We start from the raw sequence: 21,405 nt of genomic DNA, 5'->3' as shown, positions 1-21,405 counted from the left end.
AAGAAGTACAGTTTTTACCGTGAAAATACCCTTACCATTTTCATGGTCGGGGGTGGCAGTTGAATTCGGCCATGAAGGTTTACCGTGAAAATAGATGCATGATTTCCATGATCGGTGGTGACTGAACGTCCTTCATGTCCGTTTACTGTATAACCTCTCCTGTTGTCTGGTACTTCTGCTGCCTTTTGTGGATATAGGATGCACATATTCGTGCATGTTCCCTTGCGATTGTTCTTGCCTTCTCTTCATTTTGCTCAATTATGGCCTCAAGGATGGGGATGTGTCTTTCTAATGCTGCCTTCCAGTCTGTAATGCTTCTGGCATACTGAAGAAGAAAGAAACGGATCTGTCTATTGAGTGCCTGGTACATGGTGTGGAAGAATTCATTTCCGGCCATACGGGATAGGGTCAGATGAAATGTGTAATCCCTTTCCGCAAATTTTTCAACACTGTTTATGGTTTTGTTGTCATAAGTTAAAAGATTTTCAAGCTCTGCAATATCTTTTGATGTACGTTTAACGGCAACCCTGGCTGTAATTTCAGATTCAAGAAGATTTCTGGCTTCAACAAGCTCATTCATTTTATCTGGATTTTTTTGGGGGAACATGGGGATAAGTACACTGTCAAGGGCAGGAATGCTTACATTTTCGCTTATATAGGCACCCTTGCCTTGCTTTACATCTATTACTCCCCATGCTGATAATTTTGCAAGGGCTTCTCTTAGAGTAAGGCGGCTTACATTGTACTGCTTTAAAAGCGACTGCTCACTGGGAAGTTTTTCTCCTGCCTCAAACTCACACGTTATAATACGCTCCCTGAGATTATCAACAACTGCTTCTGTTGCAGTGATTTTCTGAATGGGTATGTTCATTGTCTTCTCCGTGGATTCTTTTGGTTTCCCTGGATTTGTTATCTAAATAAGTAATTGGGTTTAATTAACTTTCCCAAGCTCCCCATGGCAAGCCTGTAAGAGGTGGCTGGGGGTGAGATGAATGGGCAAGTTATTAAAAATCAATTCCTAAGATTTTAAGCCTCATCAGATTAAGTTTTTTGGCTGGGGAGTGTTATTTTGTTGCATTTATTTCTTTGGATCGGGTAGTTCGACTTCATTTATGGTTGCTACTTTATAAATTTAACTCATCTTCTTATGCTACTTATCTGATGAGTTTGTCAAGATGTTTTTTTATGCTCTTTCGGAAAAACGTTGCATACTAATATCTGTGCTTGATTTTCCAGCATTAGCTGGTTTTCATCATGCCTGAAACGGTAACGGTTCTGAAAGGAATCGAGGAAAGCGTGGACTCAATTTTTACCCTACAATCAAAGTTTGAAAGAAAACGTTTCGTAACAGCCCGTCTAACATCGAGAAAAATGGAAAATTATTTCCAGTCAATCAATCCATACTTATCAAGAATTGTTTTAAGTTCACCAGAATCTCTCAATTGATTAATTCCTTCTGAAAGCAGGTCGGCATACTGCTTTGAATTTGAAAGAGCAGGAGAAAATGCAATATAGAGTTTTTCCTTATGAGAATTTCCTGCAATTGATACTTTGTCGAGCATATTTATTTGCTTTGCTGTATGATAAAAGACATTTGTATCTTCTATGGCTGCGTCAATCCTTCCTGCATCAAGTTTTTTTATATTGGAGATAAGGGCATTATCCCCAGCAGTAATATCCACTTTGGATTGATTTTGTTTTACGGAGCTGAAATATTTATCAAGATTCTCTCCGTAAGAATAATCCAAAATTATGCCAGCCTTTATTGATTCAAGGGACTCAATACCAGTGTACTTCCATGGATTGCCCTTTTTAACAAAGAATGAAATTTGGGATACACCAATTTCATTTTCAGGAAAAATAAAATCAGGCGCATCTTCAATAAAGGCACCTATCACAGCATTGTATTTACCATCACTTGTGTGTTTTAATGCCCTTGCCCATGGTACGACAGAATAATCTACTGTATGTCCTGCACGTTCAAAAATAATTTTAGCTGCCTCAATGCCGTAACCTGGTCTGTCGCTGTCAGGTTTACAATTATATGGACACCATCGATCTGCAACAATTGTAATTGTTTCTGCGAAAATAAAAGAATGTGAATATATAAGAGTTGTGATGATCATAGTAGAAATAAAAAGCAGGTTTCTCATTGCTGTACTCTCCTTTTTAAAATGGTTTTGACAATACCGTAAAATAAATCAATTTAAGTATTCCTTTTAAAATGATAAAAAAAATCATTTCCTTTTAAATATGTTCCTCCACCCTCCCATAGGAGTTGCAATGGGTTTTAAAAGGCTGCTCATATCCCGTGCCTGCTCAATTACGTAGAATATATGCTCATCCATCTTTTTGACTTCAGGCAGAATCCACTTTAACTCCCGTCTGCGGCATGCAATGTACAACTCATATACAGGGCCTTTCATGCCTTCACCAATAAACACTGTTACAGGCTGTCTTTTTTGTCGCAGGTAGTCCGCAATTTCCTGCCCCGCATTTTTTGTGAGAAGTTTCAGAATAATAATACCAAAGGCAAGTTTGCGTTCAACAAGAATACCCACAACATTTCCTGTGGCATAGCCAAAAGCGTAAAAAACTATAAGAAGAGGTTTTTCATTGAGCTGGGTAAGTACTGTGCCGGCAACAAGTGCCCATATGGATATTTCAAAAATTGCCAGAATAAAGGATATAAGAGTTCTTCCCTGTACAGTCAGAATGGTCCTGACAGTTCCGATGGAGACATCGCAGATCCTTGCAAAAAAGACAAAAATTCCGGTGATAATGATATTTTGTTCTAACATTTTGTGCTGTTAAACCTTTTAGTTTCATATAGCTTACATTGCGGATGACCGCCACAATCGAAGAGATGAAAGTATTCCTGAAAACACCATCTTGTGAAGGGTTTTATGTAAAAAACTTTCAAATTAAGGCATCCTTCATATCATACAGAAAGTATTTTACACTTTCCGGAACAGTATCCCCGAAAAACGGGCATTCTGTTCGGGAAAGTGTAAACTGGTAAATGAAAGATGCCCAAATTAAATAGATTGTGCTGTCTTATTCCAGTTTTTTCCATTACATCTTCAGCCAAAATGGTGCGTGGGTCAAGCAAAGATTTTGGGAGTTCAACTATTTCAGATTAATTATTTATGATGTAGTTCTATGAAATTTCCGATATTTTGAGCGTCGCAAGAGCCATACTTGCTGTGTATGGCAGGACATTGCGGTTATAAAAAAAATTGTGGCATGTTTTTTGATATGTGTGTTTTCTTTATTGACCTTGACAGATTGTCAATACGCCTGCTATGTTCTTGTAATTGCCTGTTTTTATATATTGTTTCAGCCCGTTGATTCATGATTGAGATCAATTAGCCTGTCTGACAGCAATGCATTTACAGCAGTAGGGGGTCATAAAGATGAAATGCAGGGGAACCGCTGATTCCGAATTGTTCGGAAAATCAGAGCTAAAAAGGTTCTGACGTGTGCAACAAAGCACTTTAAGGGTGAGGAGCAAAAAGATGAAAAAGATGATAACAGGTTTACTGGCAGGGCTGTTTACAGTCATGGTACCTTTTTACGGCATGGCAATTGAGTTGACAGACTATCTTGACCCGGATCTTCAATATCAGGATGCTGAGATTCAGGCACTTTTCAATCTCAAGGATGGTAACCAGGATCAGACAAGTTTCAATGGTTCTGCTCGGATGGAATATGACATGGAGTACAGTACACTACCTCTGAAAATAGAAGGTTATGCAAAGGGTGAGGCAGACTTTAACAGAGGTGCGGATGATGAGGATTCCACAGCGAGGAATTTCCGTTTTGATGCCTGGTCAGTGGGAAAAAAATATCTTGAAAATGATAACTCTATTTTCGGGTTTGGCCGTTTTGATCTGGGACTTCAGGATCTTGAAAATTCCAATGAAAATGACCCCTACGCAAAAGTTACGGTTGGTATGGGATATGGCAGAATCACCACTGCCACACCTTTGATGGAAGCGTATCGCTGCGTTGAGGATCTTAAAAGATACGGTATTATTAAAGGTGAGCTTTCTAATGAATATTACCTGAGGCTTGCCACTGTCATTGCAAAGGAAAATGAATACAAAAGCAGATACAGCCTCAAAGAGTATGAGAAATACTGGTATGAAGCTATGGAAAGGGTTTTCAGGGAAGCCGGTGTATTGACAGGGGAGAGCCTTGGAGCCATGGGGATCATACGGATTCAGGATATTCTTACAGATGAAAATGTGCTCAGACGTAAACATGGCTGGGAAGTTGGTGCTGGTGTGGATTACCTGATTTCCGATTATGCCGGAAATGAAGGCGACCCGGGATTATCTCTTTATGCTGAATATGCAAGACCTGTTGGATTCAAATGGCAGTTTATTGATAGAATCTCATATTCCACAATACTTGTGGACTGGGAATTTGGTGATATGGATAACACATTCACCAATGAGGCATGGCTGACCTATGAAATAACCGATAAAATTGACTGGACCAACCTTTGGGAGCTGGATATCATTCTGGCTTCCGAAGGTGATGATACCTACAAAAATTCACTTGAGACAGGTCTTCGTTTCTATGTTTCAAACACAATTGATGCTGTGACAACCTTGGGTTTTGACCACATTGATAAGGGTGACAATTTAGATGATGATATTGTCACAACTTTCTATTTTGGTCTGGCCTATACCATATTCTAATGAATTGATGTAAACACTCATGGCCGGGTTTCTGCACCTCCTGTGATGAAAAACAGATACAGATATTTAATACTTAGTAATTGGGTTTAATCAACTTACCCAAACTCCCCCTCCCAAGCCTGTAAAATGTGGCTGGGGGCGAGGTGAAAGGGCAAGTTATTAAAAATCAATTCCTTAGTAGCCATGCATAAGAGATGCAGGGGTAAGCAATGTCTTGCCCCTGCATTAATATTTACTGGTGTTGAAGGAAGTTTTCTTATGAACCCCGTTGCAACTGCAATTCTTCTTTTGATTTGCAGTAACGTTTTTATGACATTTGCCTGGTACGGGCATCTTAAGGCGTTAAACACCAGGGTCTGGATAATAGCTGCTCTTGTAAGCTGGGGAATTGCTCTTTTTGAGTATTTGCTTCAGGTTCCGGCAAACCGGATTGGTTATTCAGTCCTGAAAATAGGTGAACTCAAGATAATTCAGGAGGTTATCACGTTAACTGTATTTGTACCTTTTTCATTTTACTATCTTAAAGAGCCTCTGAAAATGGATTACTTGTGGGCTGGTTTATGTCTGGTCGGAGCAGTTTTTTTTATTTTCAGAAGCAGAATGGCATAAGTTTATTGGCATCCTTCATATCAGCTCAAAAGTAGTTTACACTTTTCGGAAAATTTTGAACCATGATTAAAGGATTTAAGGATTAACATGATGAATAATCAAGAAAATCCCTTAATCATGAAAATCATGGTTCAGAAAAGTGTAAACCGATAAATGAAAGATGCCAGTTTATTTAGGAAAAGTGCCAAACAAAATCCTACAATCCCACTTCGTCATCATGGTAAGGGCGCAGGAAATTCATCATGTAAAGGCGGCAGACAATTCATAATCTGGTTATGCCCTTACCCGTTTAATTCGACCATAACGGTTTAGCAGAAGGATTAATAATATAATATGGATATAAAAATATCAGGGCTGTCATCTGATGCTGTTGCTGATGCCATAGGTAAATACGGTTCAAATCAATTGACAAGGCAGGAGACAGAGACATTCTGGGATAAGTACAAGGGAAATTTTGATGATCCTATTATAAAGATTCTTATTCTGGCTCTTGTGATAAATATAGTGTTTGTTTTTATGGGTAAAACACACTGGTATGAATCAGCAGGAATTGCGCTTGCCGTTCTTCTGGCAACACTTGTATCAACCTGGTCAGAACATAAAAATGAATCAACTTTTCAGAAACTTCAGGAAGATGCTGGAAGAATAACATGCAAGGTTTTTCGGGATGGGAATATAACCCAGATTTCCATTGATGATATTGTTGCCGGAGATTATGTCCTTCTCCAGCCCGGAGACAAGATTCCCGCTGATGGTATTTTGTACAGAGGTGAAATGAAGGTTGATCAGGCATCTCTCAATGGAGAGTCTGCCGAGGCACTCAAGGTTGAAGCCGGTGATGGTTACACGGAAAATGATAAGACAGTTGATTTTCTTGATCCATGCAGACTGTTTCGTGGCAGTGTGGTCTATTCCGGTGAGGCTGTCATGCTTGTTAAAAGCGTTGGAGATAACAGCCAGTATGGAAAACTGGCTCTGGAGATGCAAACAGATGAGCGGGAGAGTCCCTTAAAGGTAAAACTTGGGAGCCTTGCCGGAGCAATCAGCAAGTTCGGTTATATTGGAGGGGTTTTAATTGCAGTGACATTTGTTTTCAGGAAGATTGTCATTGATAACCATTTTAACATTCCTGAGATCATTGCCTATCTCTCTGTGTGGCAAAACTCGATCAACGATGTTGTAAATGCGGTTATACTTGCCGTGATTATTATTGTTGTTGCTGTTCCCGAGGGGCTTCCAATGATGATTGCAATGGTTCTCTCCCTTAATATGAGAAAAATGCTTAATGATAACATCCTTGTAAGAAAACTTGTGGGAATCGAAACATCAGGAAGCCTTAATATCCTTTTTTCCGATAAGACAGGTACAATAACAAGGGGCAGGCTTGAGGCCATCACTTTTATAGGCGGAGACAACAAAGCTTTTAATACCTTTGAATCTGTTGACAAGGATTTGCAGGAACTTTTATATGTTTCACTCATGGGAAATACCAATGCTATGATTGCAGGGGATAAAGAAGGGCTGAAGATTATCGGCGGCAATGCTACGGAAAGGGCATTGCTCTCTTTTGTCACCAGTGGGAAAAGTGAAGATGCAGAAAAAAGTCCTGCACTCTCCCTGCATAATATAAAAAAGGTTTTTTCCATCCCTTTCAGCAGCGACAGAAAATTTTCCGCCACCAGGATTGAAGGCGCCCGTAACATTACGCTTATCAAAGGTGCCCCTGAGCAGATTATCGGGAAATGCAGTAAATATTATGCCCGTAATGGTGAAATTTGCAAGCTGGAGGACAAGGCACAACTTGAGAAGACCATGAATGACCTTGCAGAACGGGCTATCAGGGTAATTGCAGTTGCAACATCAGAAGAGCATCTTCAGGAGGAGACACCCATTGCAGATATGACCCTTGTGGGTATTGTGGGCATACGGGATGAGGTTCGTCCCGAGGCTGTCTCGGCAATAAAAGAGGTTCAGGATGCCGGCATTCAGGTTGTCATGATTACAGGTGACAGAAAAGAGACCGCCGTTGCCATTGCAAGGGATTCAGGTCTTATAAAGAGAGATGAAGATATTATTTTGACATCTGATGCTCTCCAGGAGCTTACAGATGAGGAGCTTAAAAAAATTCTTCCGGATCTTCGGATAATTGCAAGGGCTTTGCCCACAGACAAAAGCCGTCTTGTGAAAATTGCCCAGGAGCTGAATCTTGTGGTTGGCATGACAGGAGATGGTGTCAATGATGCACCGGCACTTAAAAAGTCAGATGTTGGATTTGCAATGGGCAGCGGCACAGAGGTGGCCAAGGAGGCAGGAGATATTGTTATTCTGGATGATAACTTCAGCTCCATTGAAAAGGCAGTCCTTTACGGCAGAACAATATTTAAAAGTATCAGAAAATTTATTGTTTTTCAGTTGACCATCAATGTAAGTGCTGTGCTTATCACATTTATGGGGCCTTTGATGGGCCTTGCACAGCCACTTTCCATCACCCAGATGCTTTGGGTAAACCTTGTGATGGATACACTTGCAGCCATTGCCTTTGGCGGAGAGCCAGCATTGAGACGTTACATGAAGGAGCTTCCCAAGCGGCGTGACGAGCAGATTGTGTCAACTGACATGTGGAGTGCCATTTTGACATGCGGTATTTTTGTTTCCCTTTTGAGTCTCTATTTCCTGAAGGCAGAGTGGATAGTAAACTCTTTCAGAACAGGCCCTGATGGAAGCCATGATCTCTATCTTTATACCGGATTTTTCTCATTTTTTGTATTTATCAGCATACTTAACGGCTTAAATGCCAGAAGCGAAGGTCTAAATCTTTTTGAACATATTGGCCTTAACACCGGTTTCATAAAGGTTATGTCCATGATTCTTGTGATTCAGGTTATAATGACATATGCAGGTGGCGTAATCTTGAGAACCCATGGCCTTGTCTTTAACGAGTGGCTTGTGGTGGTGGGGCTTGCATCTCTTGTTATACCCCTTGATCTTTGCAGAAAACTGATTCTCAGGCGAAGTGTCAAACCTTAAGGCACAGCAATCAAATGGGTTTCACTTAAGGAATGAGTAGGAAATCTTTTTATTTACCGTGGAAATGGATACAATTTTCCATATTCGGGGGTGGCTGAATGCCGGCCATGACCGTTTACCGTGAAAATGACTACCATTTTTATATCTGGTGGTGATTGATACGTAATCAATCATGCCTGTTTACTCAAAATCGACATTTTATTGCTTTTTCAGAAGTTATTGCAGTTGTCTGAACCAGGATAACCAGGATGGATAGGATGCTCAGGATAGATAATCCTGCCTTATCTTTGTTAATCTTGGGTATCCTGATTCAGACAATGTTAACAAGGCTTACAAGAACATAGCTGTAGAATTTGAGTATTTAAGATTCCTTTCCAGGTATCGTTTTTACAGGTGCTGCACCAAGAGCCTCTGCCTCTTTTGCAGCATCCGATGATTTTGCCTGCTCCTTCAGAGCTTTTTTTGCTGCAATGTCGGCATTTTGACGGGCTTTTAATGCTGCCTGAAGTTTTGCTATCATCTTCTCGTCAAAGCGACCTCCGGAAAGTTCGATTTCTTGCATTTTTTCTGTTGCAATTTCTGCTGCCTTAAAAGCTTCTTTTTCAGCACGGGAAGCTCTCTGGTTTGCCATCTCAAGGGCATCCAGAGCCTGGGCAATAATTGCAGCATCCCCTTCTTCTGGTTCAGCATCAAGGGCAACATCCTGCCCTGCCATCACAAGTGCTGTAACTCCAAGTTTCGGGAGAAGATGCTCAACAGGATTACCGTAAATATCAACAGGAATACTGTTTTTTATTGTGAAAGGTAGGAATGTAAGTGATGAATCATTTGAAAGTTCTGCAAATATATTTTCATTGGTATTTTCTTCTGTATCATTAGAATTTCTACTGCCGTCATTTTTTTCCTTTTTATCATTAAGGACTATATTTGCATCTGCTTCAATGCGCGCATCTTCAAGCATCTTCTGCAATTCAGCCATGTTTTCAGCGGAATCATCATCGTAATTGATGGCAAAAACCCTTATTATTGCTTCACTCCATTGTTGATTTTTTGTGACCATAAAGGCAAGAAGCAGCATGAGGCGGCTTGTATCATCCCCCTGCCACCAGACATCAATTGAATGTTTTTCCGGATCAATTTCAGAGAGGCTGTTCCATTTTTCAGCAGGAGCATGGAGAATCACAATGTGGCATCCCATACGGAAAGCTGTGCGAAGACTCTCCCCATAGCGAATTGTCTGTCGGTTTCGTATGTGTGAGTTGGGCTCATCTTGTGGGGTGTTCTCTTTCATCCAGTTGAGCAGTACAGTGTTAGCATGTATTGTGCCAAGACCGAATGACTGGATTGTAGTCTCAAGGGCAGTTTGAGGCTCAGGGCCTGAAACCACCAGGGAAAAGGCATCTTTTCTGTGCTGAAGTATCTCTTTTTTCAGGGCATCTGCCGCAGCTTTTCTTTCTTTGCGCATTCTTGGGCCGCTGCCTTGCAAAAAACGGGCTACTGTTGTGATGCCGCTTCCACCTTCAATCAATGATGCAAATTCAAGAAGGTTTTTCCTTCGTTCCTGATCATCTGAGAGAGCCAGAATATAAGGGCGCCAGTCCCTTGGGTGATCCGGATCTGAACCTGCTGCCATAAGATTTTCCCGAACTCTCTGGAGATGATGGGAGCGCTGACTGTCAGCCCATCGCGAAGGGCCGGCTGTTCGTTGAAGGTATTGATATATGGCAAAGAGAATGGCAATGGCCACGATTCCCATTTTAAGATCAATGGCAAGCATTACTCCAAGGCATGTGACAAAGCCCATAAGGCTTAGTACAGGATGATACCAGCGAAAGCGAGGGCGGAAGGATGGGCTTGCAGCCTTTGCCTCAAAAAATGTTGCATAGTTGAGAAGGCCATAAGATATAAGAAAAAACATTGAGACAAGGCGTGCAATAAGGTCAAGTTGGCCAAGTGCAATGGTTATGATAGCAATAAGTCCGGATAGAAGAACGCCTCTTCTCGGGTTTTGTGAAGGGCCAAAGCCTTTGGCAAAAGGTATTAAAAAGGAGAATATCCTGTCACCTGCAAGGGACTGGAGAATACGTGGCGCACCAAGAAATGATGCCATTGCCGATGAAAGGGTTGCGGCAATTACGCCTGCATCAATGAAAAAACCCCATCTGGAAATTTTGTTCATGGCACTATAGTCAACGCTCAATATCTCTGTTGTTGAAGTTGCCGCAAATATTACGGCCACAGAAAAATAGATAACAATGGAGATGGCTACGGCAAGAAATGTACCGGTGGGCAGGCTTTTTCCTGGATCTTTTAGATCTCCGGACATGCTGACTCCCTGGGTAAAGCCGGTTACAGCAGGAAAAAAGATTGCAAAGATCACCCAGAAACCCGGGCCGCCCAAGGGTTTTGTCCAGTTAGCGCCTATGAGGCTTGTGTTCCAGTTACTGAAACCGCCGATATAAAAGGATATCAGCGCAATTGTCAGAAAAGCCATGACCACATATTGAAATTTTGTGGCAAGATCTGCTCCGACCCAAGCAAGGACAAACAGAAAGGCAACGGCAACGGCTGCAATGATCTGGGGCGTCATAAAGCTTCCGCTATTTGACATAATTGAAGATAGAGCTTCGCCAAAACCTATGCAGTAGAAGGCAATGGATACAGATTGTGCAAGAAAAAGCACAAGACCAAGTGCTCCGCCAAATTCTGGCCCAAGGGTTCTTGATATAAGGTAGTAGTCACCACCGCCTTTTACCTTGATGTTTGTTGCAATTGCAGCAAGTGAAAAACTTGTCAGCACGGAAATGACGTTTGCAATGGCAATTATCACAAGGGCCTGCATTAATCCGGCGCTTCCCACAACATAACCAAGGCGAAGAAACAGGATGATGCCAAGTATTGTAAGTATGCTTGGGGTGAATACGCCGGAAAAGGTGTTCAATGTTCCTTTGGGTAGTGTTTTGTCTGATCTATCGCTCAAAGTTTCTCCTTTATTCAGGTTCGCAAATAAGATTTTTGAGATTCCATGTATCTCCTGAGTACGTCATTAACATGAGCCTGGTACATGGGACCTTGAGATTTGAACCATTCCAGAATATCTTTATCAATTAAAATTGAAATGTTATGAGGTCTGGACGGCGTGCATAAGGTAGCGTTAGACCAGAATGTTTCGTCAAGTTTTGGAATATCAGAGTAATCAATTTCATCATCACTCATGGCATTCAATCTATCCCAATCGGTTTTTGATTGCCTTTTTGAATTTTTTACTTTCATGTCGATTTGCCTTTCTTGCAGAAATGATGCGGATAACATCGTTATCATTGATTTCGACAAAAACAACAAGGGCGACCAGGTTTAATATAAACCCGATGCCAATATACCGATCTTCCCCATAGTCAATCCTGTTGTCGGGATAGATCAATGCCGGGCCGTCAAAAATTTTCACAGCGTCAGAGAAATCAATACCGTGTTTTTGAAGGTTAATCCGGTTTTTGTTTTCATCCCATTCAAATTTCATATTTTTATTGTATGGTCTCTGTATATATAGGTCAAGGGTGAAAAAAATAACATAATAATTATGATCCTCAAATACTCTTTTTGGAGTGAATCATAAAGCTACATGGGCTTTCCTTCTGTTTTTATACTTTGCCGGCAAATCAAATTGTTATCTACAGAATTATATGGTACGGTAACATGATCTTACCGTGTAAGTGGATACAATTTTCCATATTCGAGGGTGGCTGCATCGCAGCCATGTCTGTTATAAAAAAATAATCACAGCAAAAAAGAGAGGGTTTAAACAGATGATTGACAGTAAGTTGATTGAAAAAATTCACTGGCTGGGGCATGACTGCATGAGAATTGACTGTGATCCTGTGATCTATTTTGATCCCTATGAAATTGAGCCCGGTGTTGAGGCAGGAATATTGCTTATTACCCATGATCACTATGACCACTGCTCTATTGATGATGTAAAAAAAATTCTCGGGCCCGATACAGTCATTGTTACGGAAAAAGATTCTGCAAAAAAGCTGTCAAAGGAGCTTGGCAAGGGTGTTGATGGAAAAATAAAGATTGTCGCACCTGGCGATACCATAACTGTTAAGGGTGTCTCAATTGATGCTGTTCCTTCATATAATATCAATAAAAAATTTCATCCTAAAAGCAATAACTGGCTTGGTTTTGTGGTGGATGTTGAAGGTGTAAGGGTATATCATGCAGGAGATACTGATCTTATTCCGGAAATGTCAGATATTAATTGTGATGTGGCTTTGCTTCCTGTTTCAGGGACATATGTAATGACGGCTGAAGAGGCTGTGGAAGCAGCCATTAACATAAATCCCGGCCTTGCAATTCCAATGCATTACGGCGCACTTGTGGGTGATGAAGGAGATGCTGAAAGATTCCGGAAGATGCTTGAAGGAAAGGTAGATGTCAAAGTTCTCAATAAAAGCATTTAGTGCTACAAAAACATTGAGACATCTGCTGGATCGCCTGATTTCGCCACGTCTTTTTTTTGACAAAAGAGACCATGAGCTTATCAAGATTGTAAATGATCTTTATGACAGCCCACACTCCCTTGGCTATACACGCAAACTCTATTATCCATTTTTTCATCCCCTTGGAATCAAGGAGCTTTCAGAGTCAAAGGGATTGAGAATTGCCTACTCTGTTGTGCATCTTCTCAACTCCCTTGAGCGGGGAGATGAAGAGAATCGTATCCAGGCTTTAAGGGGGCTTCGGGACGAGATAATCGACACACGTACAGGACCTATGCCCCTTAACTCTGCAAGGGTTCTTCTTCAGCTCATGAAGGAGCTTGTCAGGGCAAGGGGGCACTACAGCCGTCAGCTTGAGCTTGCCCATGATTTCCGGAAAACAGCATCAGGCAAACCAAGCCTTATATGCCGTCAGCTTGAAAAGTATCATCTTCTGGAGATGCCCGAGGAGTGGAACCAGGCAACATTTGATGATCATGTTCATGATGCCAACACAAAGGGCAGAAAGACCCCGACACACCTTATCATGGATGCCTGGATAAAAGGTATTAGAAGACTCAGGGTTGTCTATTACCAGTACCTTGAACCAAGGTTTGTTGCTGAACTTTCAGAGGCCGCCGATATAATGGGGGTTGATATCCGCATAGGGATTGAGTTCAGTGCAAGGTACAGGGACCGCTTTGTTTCCCTTATCTGGGTCTCCCGCGGTTTTATGGATGTGCAGTCATTTCTCTGCTTTCTTGCAGAACCCCATGTGATTGAATTCATGGATAAAGGCAGGGAGGTGATGAAGTATCAGGAGAAGTATGTGCTTCGTGTACTTGATGAGTTTAACTCAAGACACAGGGAACGCTTTACTGCCGAGACCGGTCTTACCCTTCCTTCCCTTGATCCCGGTAAATTTCTTGCTTTTGTATCACCTGGCCAACCCTCAATTCTCCATCTTGGAGAGTATATTCATCATATGTGTGTTAAATACTCTGTGGATAAACTCTCAGAGCTGTCAAATAGTCATGGTAAATTAAAAGGAGAGATTCTTGAAAATCTGACAACCGTAAAGATTGTCAGTAGTTATCTTTCACCCGAGCACTATCCCCACATCCACTGCCCCTGGAAACCCTGTGACGGGCCTGATGTTCCAGAGAGGCTGAATCTTCCTGTTGAACAGCTTCTGGCACAGATTGCCCAAATTCACTACAGTTTCAAGATAACCCTGAACCTTACCAATCTCAAGGTTGAGGATGTTCTGGAACTTCTTTATGCAGGCAATGGATTAATTTCCCGCCTTGAGATTTTTAATCTAAAGGATTATGCAGCAGGTCACCACGAACATATACCCCCGATCAATGAGCTTCAGCAGGCAATTAATGACGGAAGTCTTATTCGCCTGAAGAGGGTTGTTCGCCATGTGATTCATCGCATGGAAAAGGGCGGATATTCTGATGAGGAAGATCGTCGGGAAAATCTTGTTGCCATTTTGCATGATCTTGCAACATTCAAGAACATGTACAAGGGTGTTCCCCTGAAATCACGAATGGGAAGTGACTCCACAGGCAGATCACTTCTTGCATACGGTATGGGACTTGGAATTATTGACTCCCTTCCCTTGAGGGCACGACGGGAGATCAGAAAGCATGCATCATCCAGGCTTATTTTGCCGGTTCATGTTAAAACTTATCCAAGTGTCACTTCAATTCCGGTAAGTCATGCAAGTGGAGTTTCAGCCCGTCTTCTGGATCTTCTGAGTGCACTTCCTGGGCTTGAATATCTTGGTGCTCAAAAGGTTAAAAAGTGGATCGTGGAGGAGTACTCCACAACAATGGAGGAATCAGGGAATATCGTAACCCTTGGAGGTGGGCAGCAGCAGATGAAACAGGAACTTGCTCTCTCTCTTTCACTGCCTCTGCACGAGAAAAAAGACAAGCCACCCCGAAAATCATGGGCAAATCTTAACACAGGTGTCAGAAATGCACTAAAGGTTATTATTGGATTTATACCGGCATTTGCGACATTTGCATTAACAAAGGAGTGGTGGGTACTTGCATATTTTGGTGCCTTTATCTGGTTCGGTATCACAGGCTTAAGAAACATAGTTCAGGCAGTTCTTGGGGGTGGCGGGATCATACGTTCGCCGCTTTTGAGGTGGAATGATTATGTAAGCTGGGAAAGAATTACAGATTCTCTTCTTTTTACAGGGTTTTCAGTACCTCTTCTGGACTATCTAATAAAAACTCTTCTTCTGGATCATGGTCTGGGCATCACGATATCCACAAACCCGGCAGCTTTATATGCAATCATGGCAACGGCAAACGGAATATATCTTGCCAGCCATAATGCTTTTCGGGGGTTCCCACGTGCTGCCATTATCGGCAACCTTTTTAGAAGTCTTTTTTCAATTCCCATTGCTGTTCTTTTCAGTGCCATGACAGGAGGGATACTTTCAGGGATGGGTGTTGCAGGTGTTGAAGATATTCTCCAGAAGTGGGCAGCAGTGATATCAAAGGCTGCCTCTGATCTTGTGGCTGCCCTGATAGAAGGTCCTGCTGATCGTTTCCAGAACATTGCCCTTAGAACCAGGGATTATAAACGAAAATTCACAGCACTTTTTGATGCCTATTCAAGGCTTGAGCTGATTTTTCCGGATGCAGGGGAGTTGTCCCTTTTTGAAAATCCTGAAAAGCTTCTCAACAGCCCCAATGCCGAGGTTCGGGATTTGATGACGGTTATCATTATAAATTCCCTTGATATGCTCTATTTCTGGATGTATCAGCCAAGGGCACGCACCACTTTAAAGGAGATGATGGGAAGATTTACTCCAGAAGAGAGAAGGATTTATCTTTTGTCCCAAAAAATCCTGGAGCAGGAGCAGCACGTTAGCCGACTTTTTGTGGACGGAATTCTTGGCAGGAGGTTTTCAGGACCTCTATCTTTCTACCTGATGAGGTATGAGCAATATTTGACAGATCTTAAAAATATATAATATGGATATCATTATTGACACCATCGCCATTTTTTACCGAGAAAATGACTATCATTTTTATATTTGGGGGTGATTGATGCGCAATCATGCCCGTTTAGTAATTGGGTTTAATCAACTTACCCAAACTCCCCCTCCCAAGCCTGTAAAATATGGCTGGGGGCGAGGTGAAAGGGCAAGTTATTAAAAATCAATTCCTTAGTATCAATCAAAGTCTATACATTGTACTTTGATGGGGCTAAAAGTATAGTATGAAGTGGCGTAAGTGATGGTTTTAAAGTCAATTTTGAATTTAGAGAAGGTATTGATTATATGGGATATATAATATCAATTATAAACAATAAAGGTGGTTGCGGTAAGACAACAACAACATGCAATCTTGCTGATGCACTTGGGCGACAGGGAAAAAGTGTGCTTGTCATGGATATTGACGGTCAGTGCAATGCAACAGGAAAACTGCTTTCAGATGAAATCACCATTGATGAGAGTATGTTTGAACTTCTTGACCCCAATGATGATGATGTGGCACTTGATTCAATTATACGTTCCACAGAATGCAAAAATGTTGATCTGCTTCCAAACATTCCGGAGACAACCAATCTTGAGGTTGATATTCTTGAAAATGCCCCTGATTCATTCTTCAGGTTAAGAAAAATTATCAGAGAATATGCATTGCAGAAGTATCACTTTACACTTATTGATTGTCCTCCCAATATGGGTACATTTGTCCTTTGTGCTTTGTATGTATCAGATTCAGTTATTATACCTGTGCGGGCAGGCTCGGCAGACAGTGTGGAAGGGCTTATGAAAGCCACAAAGCTCATTGAAAGAGTAAAGGAAAAAGGTAACAGTGATCTTGGTTTTTTGCGAATCCTTATCAATGGCAGAGATAAGCGCACCGCAATAAGCAATACTATTATTGAAAAGACTCGATCCATATTTAAGCCTGATAAGATTTTTAATACACAAATTCCCCTTAATACTGCATTTGAAAAGGCAGAGGCTCTCAATAAAACCATTTTCCAGGCTGAACCTTCGGCACCAGGGGCAAGGGCATTTAGTTCCCTTGCAAAAGAGTTAATAGAGATTCTTGGAGAGTCGTAATGGCGAAAAAATCAAAAAGTAAAAAAAAGATGGATCTGATAGACTCCCTTGTTTTCAGGGATTCTGAAAACAACAGAGATAATGTCTCAAAAAATACCAATTCTGCAAAAGTGAAATCCTCAACCACTTCTGTGAGTGCAAGATCAATGGATGTTGATACAGTCAATGACCGTAAAATTGGCTACACAATTTTAAAAATAGCATTTGGGTTTATTGTGCTGGCTATTTCGATACCATTGTTGCAGGCAGTGGCTCATATGGTTGTCCAGCTTCTTTCTATACCCATTGTGATACTTGCTGTTCTTGTTATTATGGTGCTATGCCTGATGAAATCATGAACGATATTGGGTGCAATTTTTGAGTATCTATAAACTCAAAGTGGGCACCTATGATCTTGTAAGCCTTGTCAACAGTGTCTGAATCAGGATTCCCAAGATTAACAGGATAAGGCAGGACTATCTATCCTGAACATCCTATCCATCCTGGTTATCCTGATTCAGACAAATGCAATAACTTCTGAAAAAGCAATAAGATGTCGATTTTGAGTATAAAACTAAAAAACTTAGTTCATGATTTTTTGTTTTGACCGCTGGTGGCAATATATATGGCAATAAGGGTAATGGCAACTCCGAACCAGCTAAGGGCATCTGTTGGTCTGCTGAAAAGTAGTACATCCCACACAAATGCCAGAGCAGGCTGGGTTAAAAGGATGATGCCGGATATTGAGGGGCTTACATGGGGCAGGGCATTGGTGATCAGCACAAATCCTGCCACCTGACTGAATATGGCCAGGGCACCAAGGGAGAGAAGGCTTTTGAGGGTTGGAATGGCAAAGGAGTCGTCAATGCGGACAACTTCCATAGCAAGGAACAACGCTGTGATAAGGGAGACCAGCATCAGCACATAATAGAGGGAAAAACGCTGGAGAATGCCCTGGAGTTTTCTCAAAGAGAGCAGAAATCCCGAATAAAAGAAGGAAGCAGCAAGTCCCATGAGTATCCCTGCCTGGTAAGATGAGTCAAGTTTGCTCGGGTGGATTCCCACAACCATGAAAAGACCTGTAAATGCCATTGGAAGGGATAGGATAAATAAAAGCGATATTTTCTCTTTTAAAAACATAAACGAGAATAGAGTCAGCACAAAAACCTGGAAGTTGGCCAGAATTGTCCCAAGCCCCGGCCCCACATGGTGAATGCATTTGTGATACATGACAAGATCAAGGGAAAAGAATAGCGAGCACAACATCCCAAGGCAAAAAATCCTTCCACCATGCCATTTAAGCTCTCTTTTTTTTAACACAATCAGCAAAAGGATTATTCCGCCAAAAAATACTCTGTAGAATGCCGATGTGGTGGCACTTACCCCGCAGATTTTAACCCATACAGATGAAAAGCTGATCAGAACTGCACCGGCAAGAAGCCCTGACAAGGCTCTGTTTTTTATTTCCATTATGCCTTTTCTCCATTCACTCGAATTCCAGTTGTGGTAAATCCTTTTGTATCGGCCAGGGCAATAAATGTTCTTAAATAGTCAATCTGATGATTCATAATAATAACATTTTTTAATTTTTGTATTTAAACTATTCATTGGACAAATGATTTTATCAGATATACTGTGTTAGTCAAGAATATAAGATCACAGTGTTCTTTTCAATTACAGATAGCCGAATGAAACACTCTCAAGGTATTCTCAATAACGGCCATGGCAGAGCCATCTGCCACAACGAAGCATGAAAGCCCTGAAAAAAACCTTGAAATATGGGGACTTTCTAATAAACCAGTCGGATATTATTAAATCAAATTAAAACCAGGTCAGAGGGGAACTTTATGGAATTACCTTTAACGTTCTGCCAGATGGCCATAAAACTTACAGACAGGAGAATAAAAAATGAAAGTAGTTGCTCTTCAGGGCAGTCCCAGAAAAAAAGGAAATACAGCAAAGGTTCTCTCATTTGTGGAAGAGGAGCTTATTGAACTTGGTCATGAAGTTGAGACCATTTACCTTAACAACAAAAATATAAAGGGATGCCTTGCCTGCGGTAAATGCAAGGAAAAACCCGAAACAGTTGGATGTGTACAAAAGGACGATGCTCCTGAAATCCTTCAGAAAATGGTTGACGCTGACCTTGTGATTTTTGCTTCACCTCTCTATTTTTGGGGTGTGACAGCCCAATTGAAAACCATCATTGACAGGACATACAGCTTTTATGTCAATTATCATATGCCGGGGCATGCATCTCTTGTTGAAGGAAAACGTCAGGCACTTCTTCTTACTGGTGGCGGACCATATGAGAATAACGCAGAGGCAACAGTGACAGCCTTTGGACGTCTTCAGAAGCCTCACATGTCAGTGAATGCCGGCGAGCTTTATATCGGCCAATGTTCAACACCTGAAAACATGGATGAGGGCGTGAAAGAGAAATCTGTGGCATTTGCCCGTAAGATTTCAGCGTGATTTTTTTGGCATCTTTCATATCACCCCAAAAGTAGGATGCATTTTTTTGAAAATTTTGAACCATGATTAAAGGATTTAAGGATTAACATGATGAAAAATCAAGATAATCCCTTAATCATGAAAATCATGGTTCAAAAAAAGTGTAAACAGGCATGATTGACTACGTACTCAAAATCGACACCTTATTGCTTTTTCAGCACTCATTGCATTTGTCTGAATCAGGATACCCGGGATGGTAAGGATGTTCAAGATGAAAAGGATGTTCAAGATGAAAAGGATGTTCAGGATAGCTAATCCTGCCTTATCCTGTTAATTTCGGGTATCTTGATTCAGACTATTGAAAAGGCTCAGAAGCTCATAGCTGTCGAATTTGAGTACGTATCAATCACCCCCAAATATAAAAATGATAGTCATTCTCAAGGAAAAAATGATAAATAAAACCTTCCTGATTCTCTTGCCAAAATAGCACAAAATTCAGAGACAAGAATTTAAGTTAATCGCTCAGCCATCTTTTCCAGTCGATATCATAATTGACACTTCGACCACCACCGTTTTTCTGGGTTAGGATACCTTTTTTTACCAGATCTGAGATATCTCTCTGGGCAGTGGCTCGGCTTGTATGTGCTATTCCCATATATTTTTTATTTTTTAGACCTCCCTGAAAACCTTTATGACCAGCATCAAGTAATCGGTTAATCACTTTAATTTGCCGTTCATTGAGCGTTGTCATTGCAAACTCCTTCCAGAATCTTGCTTTTATGAGGCTGTTTTCTACCAACTTGCTGGCTTTTATTATGGCTCTGTGCATGCATTCAAGGAACCATTTCAACCAGTCAGTGATATCTCCACTGCCTTTTTGTGTCGTTTCCAGAATATCGTAATAATCATTGCGCTCCAGCATTATTTGGGATGACAGACTGTAGAGCCTTCGGGCGCTATCTTCATCTCTGGCAAGCATCATATCTGTAATTGTTCTGGCAATTCTGCCGTTTCCATCATCAAAAGGATGAATTGTGACAAACCAGAAATGGGCAATCCCTGCTTTTAGGATACCATCTTGTGAATTGTCATCATTGACCCAGGAGAGGAAGGTACTTATTTCTTGTTCGATGTTTGTTGCCGGAAGGGCTTCATAGTGAATTTTTTCCCGGCCCATTGCTCCGGACACAACCTGCATTGGGCCTTTTATGTCATCTCTCCAGGCTCCGGTTATTATCTTTAAGAGGCCGGAGTAACCTGTTGGAAATAAAGCTGCGTGCCAGCTCCAGAGATGATCAGGGGCAAGTGTGCGGTTATAGTTCATTGTGGCGTCAAGCAGGATATCAACCACCAAATCTGCCTTTTGATCCCGCTTGTCAGGGACTCCTGCCCTGGGCACACCAAGTTTGCGACCTACTGATGAGCGAATTGCATCCCAATCCAGCACTTCTCCCTCTATGGCAGATGTATGAAACACCTCCTCTACGAGGATATCTGCTCTGGTGTTTTCCTGAAGATCAAAACCCAGTTCCCTGATTTTTGTCAGCAAGGAACCTTGGGCAAATCGAACCTTCCCGAGATGTTTTAAAAGGTTATCACTGTTCCACGTAAATTCCGGCCAGGAAGGGTGTTGCCAGATATAACTCATGAAGTGACCTCTACTTATTATTTTTATATGAAAGTCTCCGTAACAGCCTGTTTTAAAAACGACTTTCATCCCTTCGATTGTGGCGGTAATCCGCCATGTACGTTATTAGAAAGTCTCCATAAAGTGCTGGTATAAAACGACTTTCATGTTTCGTTGTGATGCGTCTGCAAACATGGGTGTTTATTGGAAAGTCTCCATAATATACTGACATATAAAGACTTTAATGCATCTTTATGATGCCCTCGCAATCATGAGGGTTAATTTGGTTTACTTGAGTTGTTTATTGAGCTTAATTGCCTCAAAAATTGAGTCGAATATCATCTTTTTTCAACTCAAAGTCAATAAAAATAGTAAAAGTTATGCACTCAAAATCGACATCTTATTGCCTTTTCAGAAGTT

The 21,405-nt window shown here is 41.3% G+C and carries 16 protein-coding genes; 8 read left to right on the top strand and 8 right to left on the bottom strand.

Annotation, left to right across the window (positions count from 1 at the left end):
* Positions 1-142: 142 nt before the first annotated feature.
* The 3 genes from MTBBW1_RS07190 to MTBBW1_RS07180 form a co-directional block, all read right to left on the bottom strand.
* Positions 143-871 carry a FadR/GntR family transcriptional regulator gene (locus MTBBW1_RS07190; protein ID WP_080801286.1) on the bottom strand — a complete coding sequence of 243 codons (729 nt, stop codon included), beginning with the start codon at positions 869-871 and terminating at the stop codon, positions 143-145.
* A 508-nt stretch (positions 872-1,379) separates the two neighbouring features.
* A complete protein-coding gene (locus MTBBW1_RS07185) occupies positions 1,380-2,153 on the bottom strand; it encodes a substrate-binding periplasmic protein (RefSeq protein WP_080801283.1) in 774 nt (257 codons plus the stop codon).
* Positions 2,154-2,237: 84 nt separating this feature from the next.
* Positions 2,238-2,801, bottom strand: a complete 564-nt coding sequence (locus MTBBW1_RS07180; protein WP_080801280.1) for a DUF2179 domain-containing protein — start codon at positions 2,799-2,801, stop codon at positions 2,238-2,240.
* A 717-nt stretch (positions 2,802-3,518) separates the two neighbouring features.
* Between MTBBW1_RS07180 and MTBBW1_RS07175 the strand changes: the two genes are divergently transcribed.
* The 3 genes from MTBBW1_RS07175 to MTBBW1_RS07165 all read left to right on the top strand — a co-directional run bounded on the left by MTBBW1_RS07175 (position 3,519) and on the right by MTBBW1_RS07165 (position 8,345).
* On the top strand, positions 3,519-4,709 hold the full coding sequence (locus tag MTBBW1_RS07175; RefSeq protein WP_080801278.1) for a hypothetical protein: 1,191 nt from the start codon (positions 3,519-3,521) through the stop codon (positions 4,707-4,709).
* Positions 4,710-4,967: 258 nt separating this feature from the next.
* A complete protein-coding gene (locus tag MTBBW1_RS07170; RefSeq protein WP_080801276.1) occupies positions 4,968-5,318 on the top strand; it encodes a DMT family protein in 351 nt (116 codons plus the stop codon).
* Positions 5,319-5,651: 333 nt separating this feature from the next.
* Positions 5,652-8,345, top strand: a complete 2,694-nt coding sequence (locus tag MTBBW1_RS07165) for a calcium-translocating P-type ATPase, PMCA-type (RefSeq protein ID WP_080801273.1) — start codon at positions 5,652-5,654, stop codon at positions 8,343-8,345.
* A 361-nt stretch (positions 8,346-8,706) separates the two neighbouring features.
* Here the strand turns inward: MTBBW1_RS07165 and MTBBW1_RS07160 are convergent, their stop codons facing one another.
* Genes MTBBW1_RS07160 through MTBBW1_RS07150 form a run of 3 tightly spaced genes read right to left on the bottom strand, consistent with a single transcriptional unit; the run spans position 8,707 to position 11,862 of the window.
* Positions 8,707-11,325 (bottom strand): amino acid permease, encoded by a 2,619-nt coding sequence (locus MTBBW1_RS07160; protein WP_080801272.1) that lies wholly within the window; start codon positions 11,323-11,325, stop codon positions 8,707-8,709.
* Positions 11,326-11,339: 14 nt separating this feature from the next.
* Positions 11,340-11,561: a BrnA antitoxin family protein gene (locus tag MTBBW1_RS30310; RefSeq protein WP_222424004.1), complete on the bottom strand. Its 222-nt coding sequence runs from the start codon at positions 11,559-11,561 to the stop codon at positions 11,340-11,342.
* A 10-nt stretch (positions 11,562-11,571) separates the two neighbouring features.
* The gene (locus MTBBW1_RS07150) at positions 11,572-11,862 is read right to left on the bottom strand and encodes a BrnT family toxin (RefSeq protein WP_080801266.1); all 291 of its coding nucleotides are present in this window, start codon (positions 11,860-11,862) and stop codon (positions 11,572-11,574) included.
* A gap of 286 nt (positions 11,863-12,148) precedes the next feature.
* On the opposite strand from MTBBW1_RS07150, the gene MTBBW1_RS07145 reads away from it, so the two are divergent.
* From MTBBW1_RS07145 to MTBBW1_RS07130, 4 genes are all read left to right on the top strand, one after another.
* Positions 12,149-12,805: an MBL fold metallo-hydrolase gene (locus MTBBW1_RS07145; RefSeq protein WP_080801263.1), complete on the top strand. Its 657-nt coding sequence runs from the start codon at positions 12,149-12,151 to the stop codon at positions 12,803-12,805.
* A complete protein-coding gene (locus tag MTBBW1_RS07140; protein ID WP_245809293.1) occupies positions 12,777-15,824 on the top strand; it encodes a hypothetical protein in 3,048 nt (1,015 codons plus the stop codon). The genes MTBBW1_RS07145 and MTBBW1_RS07140 overlap by 29 nt, the downstream gene beginning before the upstream one ends.
* Positions 15,825-16,133: 309 nt before the next feature.
* On the top strand, positions 16,134-16,925 hold the full coding sequence (locus MTBBW1_RS07135; protein ID WP_080801260.1) for a ParA family protein: 792 nt from the start codon (positions 16,134-16,136) through the stop codon (positions 16,923-16,925).
* Complete coding sequence (locus MTBBW1_RS07130; RefSeq protein WP_080801258.1) at positions 16,925-17,263, top strand: hypothetical protein; 339 nt, start codon at positions 16,925-16,927, stop codon at positions 17,261-17,263. The genes MTBBW1_RS07135 and MTBBW1_RS07130 overlap by 1 nt, the downstream gene beginning before the upstream one ends.
* Positions 17,264-17,492: 229 nt before the next feature.
* On the opposite strand, the gene MTBBW1_RS07125 is transcribed toward MTBBW1_RS07130, so the two are convergent.
* The gene (locus MTBBW1_RS07125) at positions 17,493-18,374 is read right to left on the bottom strand and encodes a DMT family transporter (RefSeq protein ID WP_080801255.1); all 882 of its coding nucleotides are present in this window, start codon (positions 18,372-18,374) and stop codon (positions 17,493-17,495) included.
* 438 nt (positions 18,375-18,812) lie between these two features.
* Between MTBBW1_RS07125 and MTBBW1_RS07120 the strand changes: the two genes are divergently transcribed.
* Positions 18,813-19,379: a flavodoxin family protein gene (locus MTBBW1_RS07120; protein WP_080801254.1), complete on the top strand. Its 567-nt coding sequence runs from the start codon at positions 18,813-18,815 to the stop codon at positions 19,377-19,379.
* A gap of 493 nt (positions 19,380-19,872) precedes the next feature.
* On the opposite strand, the gene MTBBW1_RS07115 is transcribed toward MTBBW1_RS07120, so the two are convergent.
* Positions 19,873-21,006, bottom strand: coding sequence for a Fic family protein (locus tag MTBBW1_RS07115; protein WP_080801251.1), 1,134 nt, complete (start codon positions 21,004-21,006; stop codon positions 19,873-19,875).
* Between the last annotated feature and the right edge of the window lie 399 nt (positions 21,007-21,405).

This window comes from Desulfamplus magnetovallimortis (assembly GCF_900170035.1).
Classification (GTDB): domain Bacteria; phylum Desulfobacterota; class Desulfobacteria; order Desulfobacterales; family Desulfobacteraceae; genus Desulfamplus; species Desulfamplus magnetovallimortis.
The sequence above is the reverse complement of the archived record's forward strand: the minus strand, read 5'-3'. Positions and strand labels throughout refer to the sequence as shown.